An 18,224-nucleotide genomic window follows, 5' to 3' on the forward strand; every position below is an offset into this window, starting at 1 on the left:
TTATAATAAGAGGAGGTAAAAATTTGGAAGATGAGAAAGGATTCTCCTTAGTGGAAGTTCTAGGATCACTTGTTATTATCGCTATAATATTAATATCCTTTTCCCAATTTTTTATAAATTCAAACAAAATCACTAGTAGTAACAATGAAAAATTAGTATTAGTTTATTTAGCTGATGCAGAATTAGAGCGAATAAAACTAAATCCCTTTGAACGCCTGAGTAAAGTAGACTCAAAGTCTTTAGCGTTATATAAAGAAACGAAAAATCATATAGCCCGTATAAATGATAAGGACTACAAGGTAACAATAGATGCATCACAAACAAATAAGGAAAAGGAATTAAAGATGATTAGCGTGATTGTTACAGTTACTTCAAGTACAAATAAGACAAATAGCTCAGTAGAAGGGTACATAACATATGAATAATAACATTCTAAATCAAAAAGGTCTTACGCTTATTGAATTACTTGCCTCTCTTATTATTACAATAACATTGTCTTTCTTTGCTTTCAATCTATTATCGAAAGGTTTAGACCATTATGAAAATATTAAATCTACAAACTCTTTAAGAGACGAAGGCGATTATTTAATGGCTGTGCTAGTAAAAGAAATATACACTACAAAAGAAACTGAAATATCCACCTTCCCAGATAAATACTCGAACCGAAACTATTTCATCGTTACAAATTCCGGTTCAACGTATAAAACTGGATTTGAAAATGGCAGGTTACTTATCCACGGCGATTTATTTAATACGAGCAATAAGAATATAAGTATTTCTAACAATTCAACACTAGAAAAAGTAGATAACGGCCTCTATAAGATTAATTTAATCTTAATAAATAAAAAAAGGAATAATGAAATACAATTTGAAAATGAAATAAGAACAATTAATGACAAGGAGGACAGTTAGATGCCTATTTTAAGTAAACAGCATGGCAACACTTTACTAATCACACTTGTTATCTTAATATTGTTCAGTATTTTAGGTCTTAGTCTGTTATCAATAAGTATTAGCGGTATGTCTAAAAATGAAATAAGAGAAGATAATATACAATCTCAAGATCTTTCTGAAAAAGGAATTGATCGAATTACTCATGAAATTAATTCGGAGCTCACCAAAAAAATAGAAGAAAATAATGGTCTCACTCGCACAAACTTTATTAACTTGTTAAATACTACAGTTAATAAATATAAGTGCACTTCGGGTGGATCTATAGCAGACCCTAACGGGAAGACAGGCAGCTATAACGCTTGTATAAAAGAAATTAAACCTACTTTCGAAAAGAACAAACCCACAATTGAAAATGAACTTAGAAAATCTATTGTATTTGAAAGTAAAGGAAAATCTGGTGATTCTACTAAAATACTTTTGACTGAAATTGAAATTGGTGCAGAATCCGCTCCTGAAACATTGAAATACGCAGTTGGGACAAATATCAATAAAAAAGATGGGATACAAAATGGAGAAGGTAATTTATATTTACATGGCGGTGTCACTGTAAAGGGTGATTTTAAAGTAGATGGGAATATTATTACTAGAAATTATGGTTACGCTTATTTAAATGGAGAACAGTGGATTCCAAGTCTATTACCAGAATCAATCCCTTCTGATGGATCCGTAAATTCAAAAATAGTGTTAGGTAAGGATAGTTATAAGCAGACTTCAAATACCGGCTACAATAACCATATAAATAGGAATGACTTTTCTGGTACAACTTATAATAAAACTTCTGATATGAAAAATTTATTTTCAGGAGAAAAAGTCCCTAAAATTGTACAAAGGGATCCTGTGGTAAGTCCTATTGGAATAACTGATCAAAAAGAAATATTTTATTTAAAATCCGGTGAATATTATTCTACTGGGATAAATAAAGATCCAATTATAAATGTTAACAAAAGTAATTCCAAAATAATTCCTACTTATACTGAAAAGACAAAAGGAGATTGCATACGTTGGTTCCTTGGATGTATTGAATATAAATACAATTATACCGAAAAAGAAAATGGTTCTTTTGAAATGAGTGGTAACAACATTTTTAATCAGTTTTCAACGATTGGAAATCTTGCTATATACAATTCCAACTCTACCTTTACTAAAGGTTTGTATGTAGGCGGCGACCTCCAAATAGGAAATAATAGTACCTCCAATAATCCAAATGCTTACTCAAATATTACATTAGATGGTCCTATATACGTAGAAGGCAACGTAAATATCCAGGGAGCAAATTTAAGAAGCAATGTACTTTTATACGTAGAAGGTGAAGTAAATATAGAGTACTCAACTATTAACGGAAAACCACTAGCAAATGGAAAACAAGGTTCTTTGATAATCTTTTCACAAAAGCAAATTAAAATTTCTAATAACTCGGTCAACCAAGATACACCTAGTCAAATTAAAGGATTTTTCTATTCAGAACAAGACTTAGAGATTTTTGGCGTAGGCTCAAATATAAGAATTGAAGGTGGAATTTCTGCGAGAAGAATCGTTTTAAATGCAATTAGAGGAAGAGCAAGCAGTCAAAATTTCCCAGGCGCAAATTATATTACTACCAGCCGTTATTTCGAAGGTGAAGCCGGTCAAAAAACTAGAGAATCCCGATTACAAATTATTTACGATCAAGAAATAATAGAAACATTCTCAAATCTCAAACAACCAGAACCTATAATCTACAAAGTTGAACCACCACTTGTAAAAGAAAGAAAAATATAAAAATAACCTCACAGTTCAAATTGAACTGTGAGGTTTATTTATTTCACATACTCCGCAACCCGATTCCTACCCGCCTGCTTCGCTCCAATATACAACGCCCTATCGGCATTACGAAGTAGAGACATTCCTTCGTCGCTGTCTTCTGGTGCTGTAGAGACCCCAATACTTGCAGTAATGAATATTATTTCATCTCTTGTTATTTCACCTAAATCGAGTGGTACGATAAATGGCGTTTGTTCGATTTTCCGACGTAGTTGCTCGGCAACATTCATCGCCTGTAATTTCGAATAATTTGGTAAGAGAACTACGAATTCTTCTCCTCCATACCTTCCTACCGTTCCGTTTGAACCTATTTCCTGTTTAATAATATTTGCAAATTCCTGTAGGATAATATTTCCGCTATGATGACCATATGTATCATTAACACCTTTAAACTTATCAATATCCATCATGATTAACGACACGGTCCTATATGCTCCACTATTTAACTTCGATATATCCGATTTTAGTTGTTTATCTAAGTATCTATAATTATAAATCTTCGTTAATTCACAGATTTCACTTTTTTCAACTGCTTCTCTTACATATCTGGCTTTCTCTAAGGAAACGGCAAAATATGAGCACAGCAGGTGAATAATTTTAAGTTGATATGGCTCAAATGCAAACTTGTCCCTAGCAGCTAATATTAGAACTCCCTCAATTTTCTGATTTCTGTAGATAGGTACACACATTACGCTCTCCATATCATCAGCTAAAAAAGGAGGTCGCATATGATTCCACTCAGTCTGTTTGTTATAAAGAATTGGTTCACCCTTTTCATATACTTTACCAGCTAAGCTATATTTTATATCTTCATGCCCATATTCCAATTCTTTGTTTTGTCCATCTTCTCTAGCTCGTAGTATAAAAAAGTTATCTTCTATATTATCTACAATATATCCAGCGTTTAAAGGGAACATATTAGATAATCTTTTCAAGAACATATCTAAAATTTCATTCGTCGTCATGCGATCCGCAAGTTGATGGCCAAACTCACTTGCCTCATTTAAATCGGCATTTACTTTTTCGGAATCACTATACATCCTTATCAACAATGTAATCGATAACAAAGGTAATCCTAATAACCACAAGGCAGTTGTGCCTGTTGTGTTTTCAAACAGATATAAACCTAAACCAAAAGGTAATGTTATAAACAGACATGCAAATTCCCAGTATAAATCCTTCGAGAAAAATACAGGATTCATATCACATAAATATTCTCTCATAAAGAGGAAAAGATGATTAATAATTAAATAAGAGATAGCAAAAATAGATCCATATACAATTACATCTTTTAACATAATACTACCAGTTTCATAGCCTAAATAAATAACTAAAGAACCACTTAAAATAGAAAGAGAAAAGAACATAAACGAATTATAAAAATACTTAAATAAGGTATCTCTAGATATTTTCAAATGATAAACTAATGGAATCATACATATCTGCATAGAAATTAGCTCTGCTAAAATCCCATATTTTAAAAAGATGGCTATTTGAACCCATATTACTAAAATAAATGTAGTTCCTGCTATGAAAAACGGAAAAATACTCGACAATAACGCTAACAGTAAAAAAGCCCCGTAACCTTCCCAATCACCAGGCTTAGTGGGGGAATATAAATACACTAAGAGAGTTCCAGCTGGAACAAATAATAGCCACAAAGCAAACATAATTCTTTGTGCTTTTTTCGAAAAATTCATCTGACTATTAATCTCCTTTCCTACTAAATAACCACTACTAAGTTCTCATTATACTTAAATTATTATATCACTAATTACTCTGAATGTTTCAATTACTAAATTCCTGTTTTTTCTTTTAACTCCGCGATAAAATAAAAAGAACCAGTGACAATTGTAATAGAATCTTCAGAATTCTCATTAAAGTCCACTTCGTACGCATCTTTCTTTATAACTTTTGAACTACTATTACATAAGTTATATAAAACAATTGCATCTAAAGCCCTCTCATGTTGGAAGTTAACGAATTCAAAAGAACTACCAATTTCCTCTAACTTCCTTAACATAACACTATATTCCTTATCTTTCAATATACCTACGATAAAATGGATTTGCATATCTGGAAATCTCTCTTTTAACGTTTCTACTAGAGCATCCACACTTGCCCTATTATGAGCCCCATCCATATAAAGATTATCTCTAATTTTCTCCATTCTGCCTGCCAATCTTGCATTTTTCACAGCTACTTGGACTTGTGATTCTTCTAGATCAAAACCACTTATAAGCAATGATGTTATAGCCAATGCCATATTTGATTGTTGGTGCTCCCCTATCATTTGGGGATTTAAATTTGCAAATGAATATTCTTTATATGTATACCGTTCTTTCACCACTCGAAAATCTTTGTCGTACTCTATTACAGTCGCATTTTTCTCTTCTGCTTCTTTGTACATGATTTTTTTCGCTGGTTCTAATAAGGACCCTATTACTAATTGGCTATCGGCCTTTAATATCCCTGCTTTATGCCAACTAATTTTTTCAATTGTATCTCCCAAGAAATTTGTATGGTCAATGGAAATGCTAGGTATAACAGCTACTGAATTTTTCATGACGTTCGTACTATCCAAACGTCCTCCCATGCCTGCTTCAATGAATAAAACATCTAATTCCATCGTCTCAAATATTAAAAAGGCTGCCACTGTTAGTAATTCAAAATCCGTTAACATACCACTTATCCCTCTTTTTTGCATAAGGGCAAAAGCGTTATCCATTTGTTTTTCTGTAACAGGTATACTGTTTATCTGAATTTGATCATGTACATCGATTATACTTGGGCTTGTAAAGGATCCATAACTCAAGCCATGTTCACTTGCTAAAGCTGTCAAGAAAGCGATCGTAGAGCCTTTTCCATTTGTCCCAGCTACATGAATAACTTTATGCTTATCCTGGGGATTGCCCAGTTTCTGCAGTGCTGACTGAATCATCTCAAGTCCTGGTTTAATAATTGTTTCACTCTCTATATGCCATTTTATTTTATATTTATTAAAATTTTTTATTTCCACGTAGTTCACCCTATTCCGTCTGATTAAATTTCGTGCTAAACTTCTTGTGAACACATTATAACACGTACTAGTGGAGGTCATTCATTATGCAAACATGTTGGATCGTATACAACGGTAGTCTTACACATGATAAATTTATCGATCAAGCTCTTCTGTTAAAGGAAGCGGCGGATAGACATGATATTCATGCCATTTTAGTGAAAAATTATGAAGTGCTGATGAATGTCCAGCAAAGGTTACATGCTAAACCAGATTTTGTCGTGTTTTTAGACAAAGATATTTTGCTTGCCCAGTATTTAAAAAATGAGGGTATTCCAGTATTTAATGATCCAAATGTTATTGAAATTTGTGATAATAAAGCGAGACAATACATGATGTTGGCAAATGCCGGGGTGCCAATGCCAATTACCATCGTAGCACCTAAAGTATATCCAGGATTTTCTATACAAGAATCAGGTTACTTCGAACAGGTGCTACAAGTAATTCCATTACCTATGATTATTAAAGAAGCACATGGCTCATTTGGTATGAAGGTGTATTTAATAGAAACGAGAGAACAATTCTTTGCAAAAATAGAGGAACTTGCAGGAATCGAATATGTCTTTCAACAATTTATCGCAAATAGTAGAGGTAGAGACATCCGTGTAAATGTAGTAGGCGGCCAAGTCGTTGCCTGTATGTTTCGCGAATCTCAAACAGATTTCCGTGCCAATATAACAAACGGCGGCTCCGCCTCCCCTATTATTCTCACGTCCCGACAAATGGAAGTGGCAATCCAAGCTGCAGAAGCTTTAGGTGCAGAGTTCGCAGGGGTAGATTTGTTGTTTGGGGATAATGAAGAACCACTCGTTTGCGAAGTAAATGGCGTTGCACATATTCGTAATATCTTTAATGTGACTGGCATAAATGTTGGGGATGCTATGATCGAATATATTCAATCTAAAATAGGAGCTGCTGTTGTATGAATGGATTGCTCATTTACGAAAAAGCCGAAATAGAACGTAACCGAAGCTTCATTGATCGATTAATAAATGCTTCGAGTCAATATTCATTAACCTTAACAGTAGTAGATGATCAAAGTCCCATCCCAGAAGCAGACTTTATATTCTATCGTTCCAGAAACCCACAACTTGCAAAACAATTAGAACAACGCAATATACCTATGTTTAATCGGGCAGAGGTAAATGTTATTGCCAATGACAAATTAAAAGCAATACAGCTTGTACAGCTTCTTGGTATTGCAACTGTTCCAACTAAAAAAATAGTAACTGATACTGGGATAAATGAATACCCAATTATACTAAAAACAATCGACGGGCACGGCGGGAAGCAAGTGGAATTAGTTAAAACCCAAAAAGATGCCACTTCCTTCCTAAATACGTTTTCCGAAAACACGATTATCTCCCAGCAGTATATTGAAACAAATGCTACTGATATACGCGTTTTCATGCTCGGTGAAGAAGTATTGGGTGCAGTAAAACGTACTGGACCAAAAGATAGTTTTAAATCTAATTTCACACTAGGTGGTACAGTTGAAAAATACATGCTAGACTCACAACAACGTGCAGAAGTAGAGAAAATCGCTAAAGCGCTTAAAAGTGATTATATTGGTATTGATTTTCTTCTGTTACCGGATGGAACGTGGATTTTCAATGAAATCGAAGATCCCGTTGGCGCAAGATCCTATTACGAAACAACTAAAGAAGATATTGCAGAGCCTATAATGGAATACATTCATAAGAAACTCACAACAAAGGAGAGCGACGAGATTTAATCGTCCTCTCTCTTTTTTTGGCGTTTGAATGGAAACACCAGAAAGTAGCGGAGAATCACCTGAATATGATGAAAAATCATTAGAATATTCCCGAGAATCACCCGAATGTCACGAAAAATCACTGGAATCTGGAGAACTCTTCCCCGTAAAAAAGCGTGCACCCAAATCATTGGGTGCACGCTCAAATTTTTATAGATTATTTAATTCTTCCATACGCTTCAATACAGATGCGTGCTTCTCTAGATAGTCAGCTTCTTTTGCACGTTCTTCTGCAACTACTGCCTCTGGTGCTTTGGAAACAAAGCGTTCATTAGATAGTTTCCCTTGAACTAACTTCACTTCTTTAGCCCATTTTTCTAGCTCTTTTGTTAAACGAGCTTTCTCGGCATCAATATCGATTAACCCTTGTAGCGGAAGATATAAAACCGCTCCCGTAACTACAGCAGACATTGATTGACTAGGTGCTTCTAATTCTAATCCTATTACAAGTGGTTCTGGATTACAGAAACGCTCCAAATACTTAGCATTTGCTTCTAGTACGGCTAATGTATTTGCATCCTTCGCGGAAACATATAAAGGAACTTTTTTGCTCATTGGCGTTTGTACTTCTGAACGAATATTACGAACCGAGCGGATAATTTCAGAAAGTAACTTCATATTGTCCGCTTCTTCTTTGTTTGAAAGTGCTTCGTTTACAGTCGGCCAAGCAGCAACTGTAATCGACTCTCCTTCATGCGGAAGGTTTTGCCAAATTTCTTCTGTAATGAATGGCATAAATGGATGTAATAGACGCATAGTATTGTCTAAAACATAAGCTAGTACGGAACGTGTCATTTTTTTCGCTTCTTCATCTTCCCCGTTAAGTGGAAGTTTTGCCATTTCAATATACCAGTCACAGAAATCATCCCAGATGAAGTTATATAGCGCACGACCAACTTCACCAAATTCATAACGATCTGAAAGTCTTGTTACTTGCTCAATCGTTTCATTTAAACGTGTAAGAATCCATGCATCCGCAACCGATTTTTTACCATCTAAATTAATCTCTTCAAATTTCAAGCCATCCATATTCATTAATGCAAAACGAGATGCATTCCAAATTTTGTTGGCAAAGTTCCAAACAGCCTCTACTTTTTCTGTTGAGAAACGTAAATCTTGCCCAGGTGATGATCCAGTACTTAGGAAGTAACGTAGCGAATCTGCTCCGTATTGATCAATAATTTCCATTGGATCAATACCATTTCCTAGCGATTTAGACATCTTACGACCGTCTTCCGCACGTACCAGACCGTGTATTAGAACATCATCAAATGGACGAGTACCAGTAAATTCTATCCCTTGGAAAATCATACGAGAAACCCAGAAGAATATAATATCATAACCAGTTACGAGCGCATTTGTAGGATAATATTTTTTGAACTCTTCGTTTTCTGCATCTGGCCAACCTAATGTAGAAAACGGCCATAATGCCGAGGAGAACCAAGTATCTAAAACATCGTTATCCTGATTCCAGTTTTCTGGATCAGTTGGTGCTTCGTTACCAACATACACTTCTCCAGTTTCTTTATGGTACCAAGCTGGAATACGATGTCCCCACCATAATTGGCGTGATATACACCAGTCATGAATATTTTCCATCCATCGTAAGTACGTTTTTTCAAAACGATCTGGTACAAAATTTACTTTTCCTTCTGCTTCTTGAAGTTTAATAGCTTCTTTCGCAAGTGGTTGCATTTTAACAAACCATTGAGTCGATAGATATGGTTCTACTACTGCTCCACTTCGTTCAGAATGCCCTACTGAATGCGCATGTTCTTCGATTTTGAATAGAATTCCTGCATCTTGTAAATCTTTAACGATTTGTTTACGACATTCAAAACGGTCCATTCCATTATAAGTAGCTGCATTCCCATTCATCGTACCGTCTTCATTCATTACTAAAATACGTTGTAAGTTGTGACGGTTCCCGATTTCAAAATCATTTGGGTCATGTGCAGGTGTAATTTTCACTGCGCCACTTCCAAACTCCATATCAACGTAATCATCTCCAACAATCGGTATTTCGCGACCAATAATCGGAAGTTTTACTGTTTTTCCGATTAAATGCTTATAACGATCATCTTCTGGATGTACTGCTACTGCGGTATCCCCAAGCATTGTTTCTGGTCTAGTAGTAGCAACATCGATTGATCCAGTACCATCTGCAAGTGGGTAATGCATATGATAGAATGCACCCTGTACATCTTTGTGGATTACTTCAATATCGGAAAGTGCCGTTTTAGTTGCTGGATCCCAGTTGATAATGTATTCGCCGCGGTAGATTAAGCCTTTGTTATACAGCTTTACGAATACTTCTTTCACTGCATTTGATAATCCTTCGTCTAAAGTAAAGCGCTCACGAGAATAATCTAAACCAAGTCCAAGTTTCGACCATTGTGCACGGATATGGCCAGCGTATTCTTCTTTCCACTTCCATGTTTCTTCGACAAACTTTTCGCGGCCCAAATCATATCTTGTAATATTATCAGCACGCAGTTTTTCTTCTACTTTCGCTTGTGTTGCGATACCTGCATGGTCCATACCCGGAAGCCATAAAGCATCATATCCTTGCATACGTTTCATACGAACAATAATATCTTGTAATGTAGTATCCCATGCGTGACCTAAATGTAGTTTACCGGTAACATTCGGTGGTGGAATTACGATAGTATAAGGTTCTTTATCGCTTTCTGGATGAGCTTCGAAGTATTTTCCTTCTAACCACCATTCATAGCGCCCTTTTTCAATCGACTGCGGATCATACTTTGTGGACATCGTTGTTTCGTTTGTCATTGTCTGTTCCTCCTAAAAAAGAATATCAATTACGCCTCGGAGTAATTGCGTCCAGATTTTGAATCGAGCTTACTCGATTGACTCCTCTCAAAATCTGCGACATCCGCCGGAGGCTTTATTTTCGTTCAACATTTGAACGAATATAAAAAAACTCCTATCGTCATTAAAGGACGAAGGAGTTTGTTCGCGGTACCACCTTTATTCGCGAATGCTAAAAAACGCATCACGCTCTCAATTCGATAACGGCTTCAAACCGGCATTTGCTACTTACGTTCACAAATACTGCTCGTGGGCTACCTTCAAATGGCGGTTAACAGAAACATTTCAGCAAATTGTTTCCTTTCTTTTGAGAACCAAATCATTCTACTCTTCCCATTCATTGCATCTCTATTCATTTGTTCCATTGTAAAGGATATTATTATATGCCGTCAAGTCTAGTATGGTGAAAGGAGAATTACAATGAGAAAAGGATATAACCCATATTTATTGCCCGATTGGTTACGTAAAACACGTTTCTATTGTAAGCATGTAAGTATTCCCATTTGTACTTTCCAATTAATACGAGTACTAATCGTGCCTACCACATGGGATTTCCTCTTATTGGTACTATTACTACTCATCTGTTTTTTGTTTTACAAGAACATTATTTGATGGGAATGTCAGCTTTGAATATCCATCATCCAAATCTAAAATGAATTGAAGCTCGAACTCCTCGCCTTGCGGTATTTTCACTTCCACTGGTTCAGCAGGGTTTGGTGCTTCTACTTCTGCAACTGGTTTAACTGGAACAGGTACAGGAGCTTCCTCGTATTCACAGTGTACAGTCCACCCAACTTCAATTGCCGCTTGCTCTGTTGGTTTCGAGTTAATATGGTTCACTTGAACTGTTGGCTTGGAACCTTCTTTTAATTTGTCTTTACCGAACTCAATACTCATTGGCACTGCATATTCAAAATAGCCGACCTCACCTTGCAGATCTAAGTCTTCAATCTCGGTGAATTCGCTCGTAGCATGATGCTCCTCTTCACCTTCCTCAAACTTAACGTGGCAGGTGATGTGGTATATACCTACTATTTGAATAATATTCTCCTTCTCAGTGACTTCGCATTGAGGAGTTACTGCAACATTTTTAATTTCTTTCGGAACCCCAAAGCTTGGTGGAAAACGAAATTGTTCTTTTACATCCCAGGTTTTTGTCGTCATAAGTCATCCTCCTTCTATAGGACAACTTATGAATAGAACAAAAGGGATAGAACATATTTCACTTAGAATTACTTTTTGTCGTTGTTTTTATCCACAATCTGCTTTAGTTCTAACCAATTTGTTAACCTTGGAATTGTAAGATGTTGGTTATACGATTGCGTTTTCACATAAACTTGTAATGTATCATCTGTTAATGTGTTTAATACGTCTGGCTTATCGTCGAAATAATAATCCAACTGTAAGTCCCGAATAATATTTACCTTTGCTTGGTCCTTCATGCCACAAAAGAATTTTTCTTCTGTAACTGGAAATCCTTGTTCCATTAACCAATTCATCGTTCTTTCACGATGTTCTGCTGGTCTAGCCGTAATATAGTATACTTCATGTCCCTGTTGTTGTAGATTTACTAACGTTTCTACAGCATCTGGGTATGCCGGACAATTAGTATAATATATTTCTTCCAATGTATCATTCCACATTTTAGAGCCCGCTTCATCGGACATTCCGAATAATTCATGTATTTCAACTCTATCTAACGCATGAAATTTATCTAACTCCACTTGTTGTCCTAACTTTTCGTTATAAATATGAAAAGCATGTTCTCTTAAATTGATCAATGTATCATCAATATCAAATCCAAATTTCATTTAATATGCCACATCCATTACATCTTATTTGTAAGTTGGATAACCAACAAACTTAAAGTCTTTCCCTATTTTTTGAATTTCCGTATCGATTAGCTCAACTGCATCACTCATTAAGTCAATACCGCTACCCTCCATAAAGGTCGGAGCATTTTTACCACCTATTAACTTAGGTGCAATATAAATAACTGCTTTATCAATTAATTTATTTTCCAAAAAAGCTGCATTGATCGTCCCTCCACCTTCAATTAACAAAGAGGAGATAGACTTTTCACCTAATATTTGAACGACTTCTTGTACATCTACATGGGTAGTTCCAGTTGTATGGAACACTTGAACGCCTTGATTGATTAGCTTCTCTTTTTTATCATGGTCATAATTTACACTTGTAAAAATCCACGTCTGCGCTAATTGATCGGTTACTAGCTTGGCATCTAAAGGAATTTTCAATGTTGAGTCTAAAACGATACGAATCGGATTACGACCATTTTCAATTCGAGTAGTTAGTTCGGGATTATCTTCCATAACAGTATTAACCCCGACTAAAATGGCCAAATGCTCATTCCTAAGATGATGAACATCCTCTCGTGCATCTGCAGACGTAATCCATTTACTATGAGCAGAGTGTGTGGCAATTTTACCGTCTAACGTTATCCCCGATTTTAATGTCACAAAAGGCTTCTCTGTTACGATAAACTTGTTGAATACTTCATTCATCTTTTTCGAGGCTTCCTCTTGAATACCGGTAATCACATTTATCCCAGCATCCTCTAGAATTTTGACTCCTCGCCCTGATACGATTGGATTTGGGTCGAGCGTTGCAATGACAACAGTTTTAATACCAGCTGCAACAATTGCTTCAGCACAAGGGCCGGTTCTTCCGTGATGGGAACATGGTTCCAGTGTGACATAAATCGTAGCACCTTTTGCATGCTCTCCTGCCATTCTAATAGCATGAATTTCTGCATGAGGCTCTCCAGGTTTCATATGCGCACCAATACCAACGATACGATTATTATTTACAATCACTGCTCCTACTAATGGATTTGGATCTGTTTGTCCTTTCATTGCTCTCGCATTTTGCAGGGCAAGATCCATATAAAATGCGTGATTAGTCATTTTGAAAAGTACCTTCTTCCTCCATATGACCTGAACGATTTATTTTCGTGTGTAAGTATTTTTCATTGTATTCCGAAACGTCCCCCCATAATGGAGTACGCCCCGCTACAGCCAAACCTGCATCCTTTAATGCTTTTACTTTCTTTGGATTGTTCGTTATCAACGTAACAGGTTTTGAACGCAATACTTTTAAGACTTCGATCGCATCTCCATAATTTCTAGAATCGTCTACAAAGCCTAGTTTTTCATTAGCCTCTACTGTATCCGAACCATTTTCTTGTAGAATATAGGCCATTGCTTTACTAAATAGACCAATGCCTCTACCTTCATGATTAGCTAAATAAAATAAAGCACCAGCTCCGTTGTTAACGATCATTTGCATAGACTGTTTTAATTGGAAACCACAATCACAACGCTTACTCCCAAAAATATCCCCCGTATGGCAGATGGAGTGCATGCGGATTAGTGACTCCTCGGTCTCTTTAAAGTCTCCGTATACTAACACGCTGGACTGTTGGTATTCAGCTAAGTTAGAGGAGGATAAATTACTTATTATTTGATTGATATCTTCTGTGTATTCATCACTATTTAACCAGCTATACCACTGGAATATAACTGTATTACCATTTAAATTTACCGGCAGTCGAATAGGTCCAACTAGATAAATCGAACTTTCATCAGTCTTAATAACTTTAATTTTATCTTTTAATACATTTACTACATCATTAGATATTTCTTTCACATTTGGCATTCTATATCCTCATTTCTCCAAAACATAATAGTATCTCTATAGTATTCTTAGTAGATTACTTTTCGTAAGTAATTATATTTTAGTAATCAATATTTGTCAATTACATTAGACTAAAAGAGCCTTGCAACTAATGCAAGGCTCCAATTGCTATTTAGTTCATCGAAAGTTTTTCAAATACTGTATGGAATGCTTGAATTGTTTTTTCTATATGCTCTACAGTATGTGCACTCGAGAGGAATAATCCTTCAAACTGAGAAGGTGGTAAATAAATTCCTTCTTCTGCCATAAGACGGAAATACTTAGCGAATAATTCTAAATCAGACGTTTTCGCTGTATCAAAGTTTACCACATCTTGATTTGTTAAGAAGAAACCGATCATTGAACCTGCACGATTCACTGTATGCGGAATATTATATTTTGTCGCTGCTTCTCGGAACCCTTTTTCAAGTATATCCCCTAGCTCGATAAAATAATCATATGTTTGTTCATTTAAACGTGTTAATGTCTCGTAACCAGCTGTCATAGCTAAAGGATTACCTGATAATGTACCTGCTTGATAAACTGGCCCAGCTGGTGCAATCATTTCCATGATTTCACGTTTACCGCCAAATGCCCCTACAGGAAGTCCTCCACCTATTACCTTGCCTAAACAAGTTAAATCAGGTGTAATACCATAATAGCCTTGTGCGCAGTTATATCCTACACGGAAACCGGTCATCACTTCATCAAAGATTAATACCGTTCCGTTTTTCTCCGTTAGTTCGCGTAATCCTTCTAAGAATCCTTCTACTGGAGGAACAACACCCATATTACCTGCTACAGGCTCTACGATTACAGCTGCCAAGTCGTCTCCAAAGTTTTCAAAGACATGACGAACGCTTTCTAAATCGTTAAAAGGTACGGCTATTGTATTTTTAGCCACTGACTCCGGAACACCAGGACTATCAGGTAAACCTAGTGTTGCAACACCAGATCCCGCTTTTATCAGTAAGCTATCTCCATGACCATGATAACTACCTTCAAATTTCAAAATTTTGTTACGACCAGTAAAACCTCGTGCTAATCGAAGTGCACTCATCGTTGCTTCCGTACCAGAAGAAACCATTCGAACCATCTCGATGGATGGAACACGATCCATTACTAGTTTAGCTAATTTATTTTCGATTAAGGTAGAAGCACCAAAGCTTGTTCCCGTTTCTGCAACCTGTTGAATTGCTTTCACAACATTTGGTTCCGTATGCCCTAAAATAAGTGGTCCCCATGATAAAACATAGTCTATATATTCATTGCCATCGATATCTTTAATAATTGCACCTTTTCCACTCTCCATGAAAATAGGATCCATATCGACGGATTTAAACGCACGTACGGGGCTATTTACGCCACCGGGCATTAGTTCTTTTGCTTCTGTAAATGCCTGTTTAGACTGCTCATATGATTTTGTCATTATTTCCCCTCCAACCAACGGGCAACATCTTTAGCATGATAGGTTAAGATCATATCTGCTCCTGCACGTTTCATTCCTGTTAGTGTTTCAAGCACTGTTTCTTTTTCGTTGATCCAGCCATTAATTGCCGCTGCTTTTACCATTGCATATTCTCCGGATACATTATAAGCAACAATCGGTGTAGCAAATGTATTTTTTACATCACGAATAATATCTAAGTATGCTAATGCTGGTTTTACAATTAGGAAATCTGCTCCCTCTTGTACGTCGGATGAAGCTTCACGTATTGCTTCCATACGATTAGAATAATCCATTTGATACGTTTTGCGGTCACCGAATCTTGGTGCTCCGTCTGCTGCTTCACGGAAGGGTCCGTAATATGCCGATGCATATTTTACCGCATAAGACATGATTGGTATATCCTTATACCCTGCTTCATCTAAACCAAGGCGAATTGCAGCTACAAAGCCGTCCATCATATTGGATGGAGCAATAATATCTGCACCAGCTTCTGCTTGGCTTATAGCAGTTTTTGCTAACAAATCAAGCGAAGGATCATTTAAAATACGTTCGTTTTCATCTACTACTCCACAATGTCCGTGGTCTGTAAATTCACATAGGCAAGTATCTGCTATTACTATTAATTGCGGATGACGCGCTTTAATTTGACGAATTGCTTCTTGTACAATTCCGTGATTATGATAAGCCCCAGATCCAACTGCATCTTTTTCCGCAGGTAGCCCAAATAAAATAACAGATGGAATTCCTAAGTCTACTACTTCATCTACTTCCTCATTTAAACGGTCAAGAGAGAATTGGAAAACGCCTGGCATTGAAGATACTTCGTTTTTAATATTCTCGCCTTCCATTACGAATATAGGATAGATTAAATCTTCCTTATGTAAATAAGTTTCCTTAACCATTGCTCGAATTCCAGCTGATTGTCTTAAACGACGATGACGTTGAAAAAATAATTCAGTCATTGCACTCTTCCTTTCCATTCCGCTAATTTAACTATTACATCTTTTAAGGTATAAGTTTCTGGCATAACCTGCACAGTTACATTCATAGATTCTAAATAATTCTTGGTAATATGGCCAATTGCACATACAGTTGTATGATTATACCCAAAGGAAGCCCCAATACTGCGATGATACACTTCGGCGGTAGAAGGACTTGTGAAGATAATAGAACATTTTTCGCTGTTCTTTAATAGATTCTCCACTTTTTCTTTGTTTTCCTCTAACTCAACTGTTTCATAAATAGTCCATTCCTGTACATGATTGGACAGACCATTTTTTATTGTATCTTTCGCAAGATTTCCTTTAACAAATAAGCATCGCGCAGTGGAGGATACAACTTCCGGAAACTCCTGCACAAAAACATCTGCACTAAATATAGTAGGAGTAAAATTGACTGAAAGACCTAAGTCTTCAATGGCACTTGCAGTTTTTGTACCAACTACTGCAATTTTAGCTGTAAAAAAACTGGCATCTAGTTGGTATTTTACCATTTTCGAATGAAATGCCTTTACACTACTTTGACTAGTAAAGATAAGCCAATCATATAAGTTACAACTCTGTAAAAGGCTCAAATCATGAGAACTAACTATTTCCTTTGTAGCAATCATCGGAGCAATAACTGCATTCCCACCAAATCTTTTCACAAGATCTGATGCTTCCGTTGATCTAAGAATGCCCGTAAAAATGACATTCTCGCCTATCAAAGGAGTTTTATTAGACATTCAAATCGGCCTTCACTTGTTGGATTAAATCGTATGCTCCTTGTTCGGTCATAATACTTGCAAGTTCTTTCCCAAGTCTAGCTGCATCCATTCCAGTTAATACTTCTTTGAATACAACGGATGCATCCGGCGCTGCAATTAGTCCAGTCATCGTAATTTTACCATCACTAATTGTTGCATGGCCTGCGATTGGCACTTGACATCCACCGTCCATTGCAGATAAAAATGCACGCTCTGCTTCTATTGCAACCCATGTGTCACGGTCAGATAGTTTGCCAAGCTCATCGATTAATTCTTGATCATCTGCGCGACATTCAATACCTAGAGCCCCTTGTCCAACTGCTGGGATGCAATCCTCCGTAGTTAAGTATTCTGTAACGACCTCATCGCTCCAGCCTAAACGTTTTAAACCTGCTGCAGCTAAAATAATCGCATCATACTCGCCATCTTGCAATTTTTTCAAACGTGTCTCTACATTACCACGAATCCATTTAATCTCGATATCTGGTCTTAACAACAATAGCTGAGCACTTCTTCTCAAACTACTTGTTCCTACTACCGCTCCTGTTGGAAGGTCAGCGAATTTCACATGTCCTGTAGATATAAATGCATCCCGTTCATCCACACGTTTTGGAATACATCCCATTACTAAACCTTCAGGTAATTCAGATGGCATATCTTTCATACTATGCACTGCAAAATCGATCTCTTTGTCGTAAAGAGCTTGTTCTATTTCTTTTACAAAAAGTCCCTTACCTCCAACTTTAGAAAGCGTAACATTTAAAATTTGGTCACCCTTTGTCACAATCTCTTTCACTTCAAACTCAAAAGGTGCCCCCATATCTTTCATCTGTTGAATAAACCAATTTGTTTGAGTTAATGCTAACTTACTTCGTCTAGATCCTACAATAATTTTACGCAAAAATGCCGCTTCCCT

At 36.4% G+C, this 18,224-nt stretch carries 16 protein-coding genes and 1 other annotated feature; of the genes, 5 read left to right on the top strand and 11 right to left on the bottom strand.

Features of this window, described 5'->3' with window-relative positions; genetic code table 11:
* Positions 1 to 23: 23 nt before the first annotated feature.
* The 3 genes from MHI40_RS12005 to MHI40_RS12015 are packed head-to-tail and all read left to right on the top strand — an operon-like array spanning position 24 to position 2,712.
* The gene (locus MHI40_RS12005) at positions 24 to 425 is read left to right on the top strand and encodes a type IV pilus modification PilV family protein (RefSeq protein ID WP_340762831.1); all 402 of its coding nucleotides are present in this window, start codon (positions 24 to 26) and stop codon (positions 423 to 425) included.
* Positions 418 to 912, top strand: a complete 495-nt coding sequence (locus tag MHI40_RS12010; protein WP_340762832.1) for a hypothetical protein — start codon at positions 418 to 420, stop codon at positions 910 to 912. The genes MHI40_RS12005 and MHI40_RS12010 overlap by 8 nt, the downstream gene beginning before the upstream one ends.
* Positions 913 to 2,712: a hypothetical protein gene (locus MHI40_RS12015; RefSeq protein WP_340762833.1), complete on the top strand. Its 1,800-nt coding sequence runs from the start codon at positions 913 to 915 to the stop codon at positions 2,710 to 2,712.
* Between the two features lie 38 nt (positions 2,713 to 2,750).
* Here MHI40_RS12015 and MHI40_RS12020 read toward each other — a convergent pair whose 3' ends face one another.
* Positions 2,751 to 4,454, bottom strand: a complete 1,704-nt coding sequence (locus tag MHI40_RS12020; protein ID WP_340762834.1) for a sensor domain-containing diguanylate cyclase — start codon at positions 4,452 to 4,454, stop codon at positions 2,751 to 2,753.
* Positions 4,455 to 4,549: 95 nt separating this feature from the next.
* On the bottom strand, positions 4,550 to 5,773 hold the full coding sequence (locus tag MHI40_RS12025; RefSeq protein WP_340762835.1) for a bifunctional folylpolyglutamate synthase/dihydrofolate synthase: 1,224 nt from the start codon (positions 5,771 to 5,773) through the stop codon (positions 4,550 to 4,552).
* An 86-nt stretch (positions 5,774 to 5,859) separates the two neighbouring features.
* Here MHI40_RS12025 and MHI40_RS12030 point away from each other — a divergent pair, with 86 nt between their 5' ends.
* Complete coding sequence (locus MHI40_RS12030) at positions 5,860 to 6,738, top strand: ATP-grasp domain-containing protein (protein ID WP_093536991.1); 879 nt, start codon at positions 5,860 to 5,862, stop codon at positions 6,736 to 6,738.
* Entirely contained in the window at positions 6,735 to 7,547 is an 813-nt protein-coding gene (locus tag MHI40_RS12035; protein WP_340762837.1) for an ATP-grasp domain-containing protein, read from the top strand. The genes MHI40_RS12030 and MHI40_RS12035 overlap by 4 nt, the downstream gene beginning before the upstream one ends.
* Before the next feature lie 189 nt (positions 7,548 to 7,736).
* Here the strand turns inward: MHI40_RS12035 and MHI40_RS12040 are convergent, their stop codons facing one another.
* From MHI40_RS12040 to hemC, 9 genes are all read right to left on the bottom strand, one after another.
* Complete coding sequence (locus MHI40_RS12040) at positions 7,737 to 10,379, bottom strand: valine--tRNA ligase (protein WP_340762839.1); 2,643 nt, start codon at positions 10,377 to 10,379, stop codon at positions 7,737 to 7,739.
* Positions 10,380 to 10,542: 163 nt separating this feature from the next.
* Positions 10,543 to 10,768: a binding site (T-box leader), on the bottom strand.
* Positions 10,769 to 10,991: 223 nt separating this feature from the next.
* A complete protein-coding gene (locus MHI40_RS12045; protein WP_093536987.1) occupies positions 10,992 to 11,582 on the bottom strand; it encodes a hypothetical protein in 591 nt (196 codons plus the stop codon).
* Positions 11,583 to 11,650: 68 nt separating this feature from the next.
* Positions 11,651 to 12,229 carry a 5' nucleotidase, NT5C type gene (locus MHI40_RS12050; protein WP_340762840.1) on the bottom strand — a complete coding sequence of 193 codons (579 nt, stop codon included), beginning with the start codon at positions 12,227 to 12,229 and terminating at the stop codon, positions 11,651 to 11,653.
* Between the two features lie 24 nt (positions 12,230 to 12,253).
* Complete coding sequence (ribD, locus tag MHI40_RS12055) at positions 12,254 to 13,345, bottom strand: bifunctional diaminohydroxyphosphoribosylaminopyrimidine deaminase/5-amino-6-(5-phosphoribosylamino)uracil reductase RibD (protein ID WP_340762841.1); 1,092 nt, start codon at positions 13,343 to 13,345, stop codon at positions 12,254 to 12,256.
* The gene (locus tag MHI40_RS12060) at positions 13,338 to 14,096 is read right to left on the bottom strand and encodes a GTP cyclohydrolase II (protein ID WP_093536984.1); all 759 of its coding nucleotides are present in this window, start codon (positions 14,094 to 14,096) and stop codon (positions 13,338 to 13,340) included. Before MHI40_RS12060 ends, ribD begins: the two co-directional genes overlap by 8 nt.
* Before the next feature lie 151 nt (positions 14,097 to 14,247).
* A complete protein-coding gene (hemL, locus tag MHI40_RS12065; RefSeq protein WP_340762843.1) occupies positions 14,248 to 15,543 on the bottom strand; it encodes a glutamate-1-semialdehyde 2,1-aminomutase in 1,296 nt (431 codons plus the stop codon).
* Positions 15,543 to 16,526, bottom strand: a complete 984-nt coding sequence (hemB, locus tag MHI40_RS12070) for a porphobilinogen synthase (protein WP_340762844.1) — start codon at positions 16,524 to 16,526, stop codon at positions 15,543 to 15,545. The genes hemL and hemB overlap by 1 nt, the downstream gene beginning before the upstream one ends.
* Complete coding sequence (locus MHI40_RS12075) at positions 16,523 to 17,287, bottom strand: uroporphyrinogen-III synthase (RefSeq protein ID WP_340762845.1); 765 nt, start codon at positions 17,285 to 17,287, stop codon at positions 16,523 to 16,525. Before MHI40_RS12075 ends, hemB begins: the two co-directional genes overlap by 4 nt.
* A complete protein-coding gene (gene hemC / locus MHI40_RS12080; RefSeq protein ID WP_340762846.1) occupies positions 17,280 to 18,209 on the bottom strand; it encodes a hydroxymethylbilane synthase in 930 nt (309 codons plus the stop codon). Before hemC ends, MHI40_RS12075 begins: the two co-directional genes overlap by 8 nt.
* Positions 18,210 to 18,224: the final 15 nt, after the last annotated feature.

It is taken from the genome of Psychrobacillus sp. FSL H8-0510 (assembly GCF_038008345.1).
GTDB lineage: Bacteria > Bacillota > Bacilli > Bacillales_A > Planococcaceae > Psychrobacillus > Psychrobacillus psychrotolerans.

What these genes read in the sequence shown, in the direction of transcription:
- MHI40_RS12060 (WP_093536984.1), bottom strand. Translation starts at nt 14,096, where the DNA reads ATGCCAAATGTGAAAGAAATATCTAATGATGTAGTAAATGTATTAAAA.
- MHI40_RS12010 (WP_340762832.1), top strand. Translation starts at nt 418, where the DNA reads ATGAATAATAACATTCTAAATCAAAAAGGTCTTACGCTTATTGAATTA.
- MHI40_RS12040 (WP_340762839.1), bottom strand. Translation starts at nt 10,379, where the DNA reads ATGACAAACGAAACAACGATGTCCACAAAGTATGATCCGCAGTCGATT.
- hemL (WP_340762843.1), bottom strand. Translation starts at nt 15,543, where the DNA reads ATGACAAAATCATATGAGCAGTCTAAACAGGCATTTACAGAAGCAAAA.
- MHI40_RS12035 (WP_340762837.1), top strand. Translation starts at nt 6,735, where the DNA reads ATGAATGGATTGCTCATTTACGAAAAAGCCGAAATAGAACGTAACCGA.
- hemB (WP_340762844.1), bottom strand. Translation starts at nt 16,526, where the DNA reads ATGACTGAATTATTTTTTCAACGTCATCGTCGTTTAAGACAATCAGCT.
- MHI40_RS12050 (WP_340762840.1), bottom strand. Translation starts at nt 12,229, where the DNA reads ATGAAATTTGGATTTGATATTGATGATACATTGATCAATTTAAGAGAA.
- MHI40_RS12045 (WP_093536987.1), bottom strand. Translation starts at nt 11,582, where the DNA reads ATGACGACAAAAACCTGGGATGTAAAAGAACAATTTCGTTTTCCACCA.
- MHI40_RS12020 (WP_340762834.1), bottom strand. Translation starts at nt 4,454, where the DNA reads ATGAATTTTTCGAAAAAAGCACAAAGAATTATGTTTGCTTTGTGGCTA.
- MHI40_RS12075 (WP_340762845.1), bottom strand. Translation starts at nt 17,287, where the DNA reads ATGTCTAATAAAACTCCTTTGATAGGCGAGAATGTCATTTTTACGGGC.
- MHI40_RS12030 (WP_093536991.1), top strand. Translation starts at nt 5,860, where the DNA reads ATGCAAACATGTTGGATCGTATACAACGGTAGTCTTACACATGATAAA.
- MHI40_RS12015 (WP_340762833.1), top strand. Translation starts at nt 913, where the DNA reads ATGCCTATTTTAAGTAAACAGCATGGCAACACTTTACTAATCACACTT.
- ribD (WP_340762841.1), bottom strand. Translation starts at nt 13,345, where the DNA reads ATGACTAATCACGCATTTTATATGGATCTTGCCCTGCAAAATGCGAGA.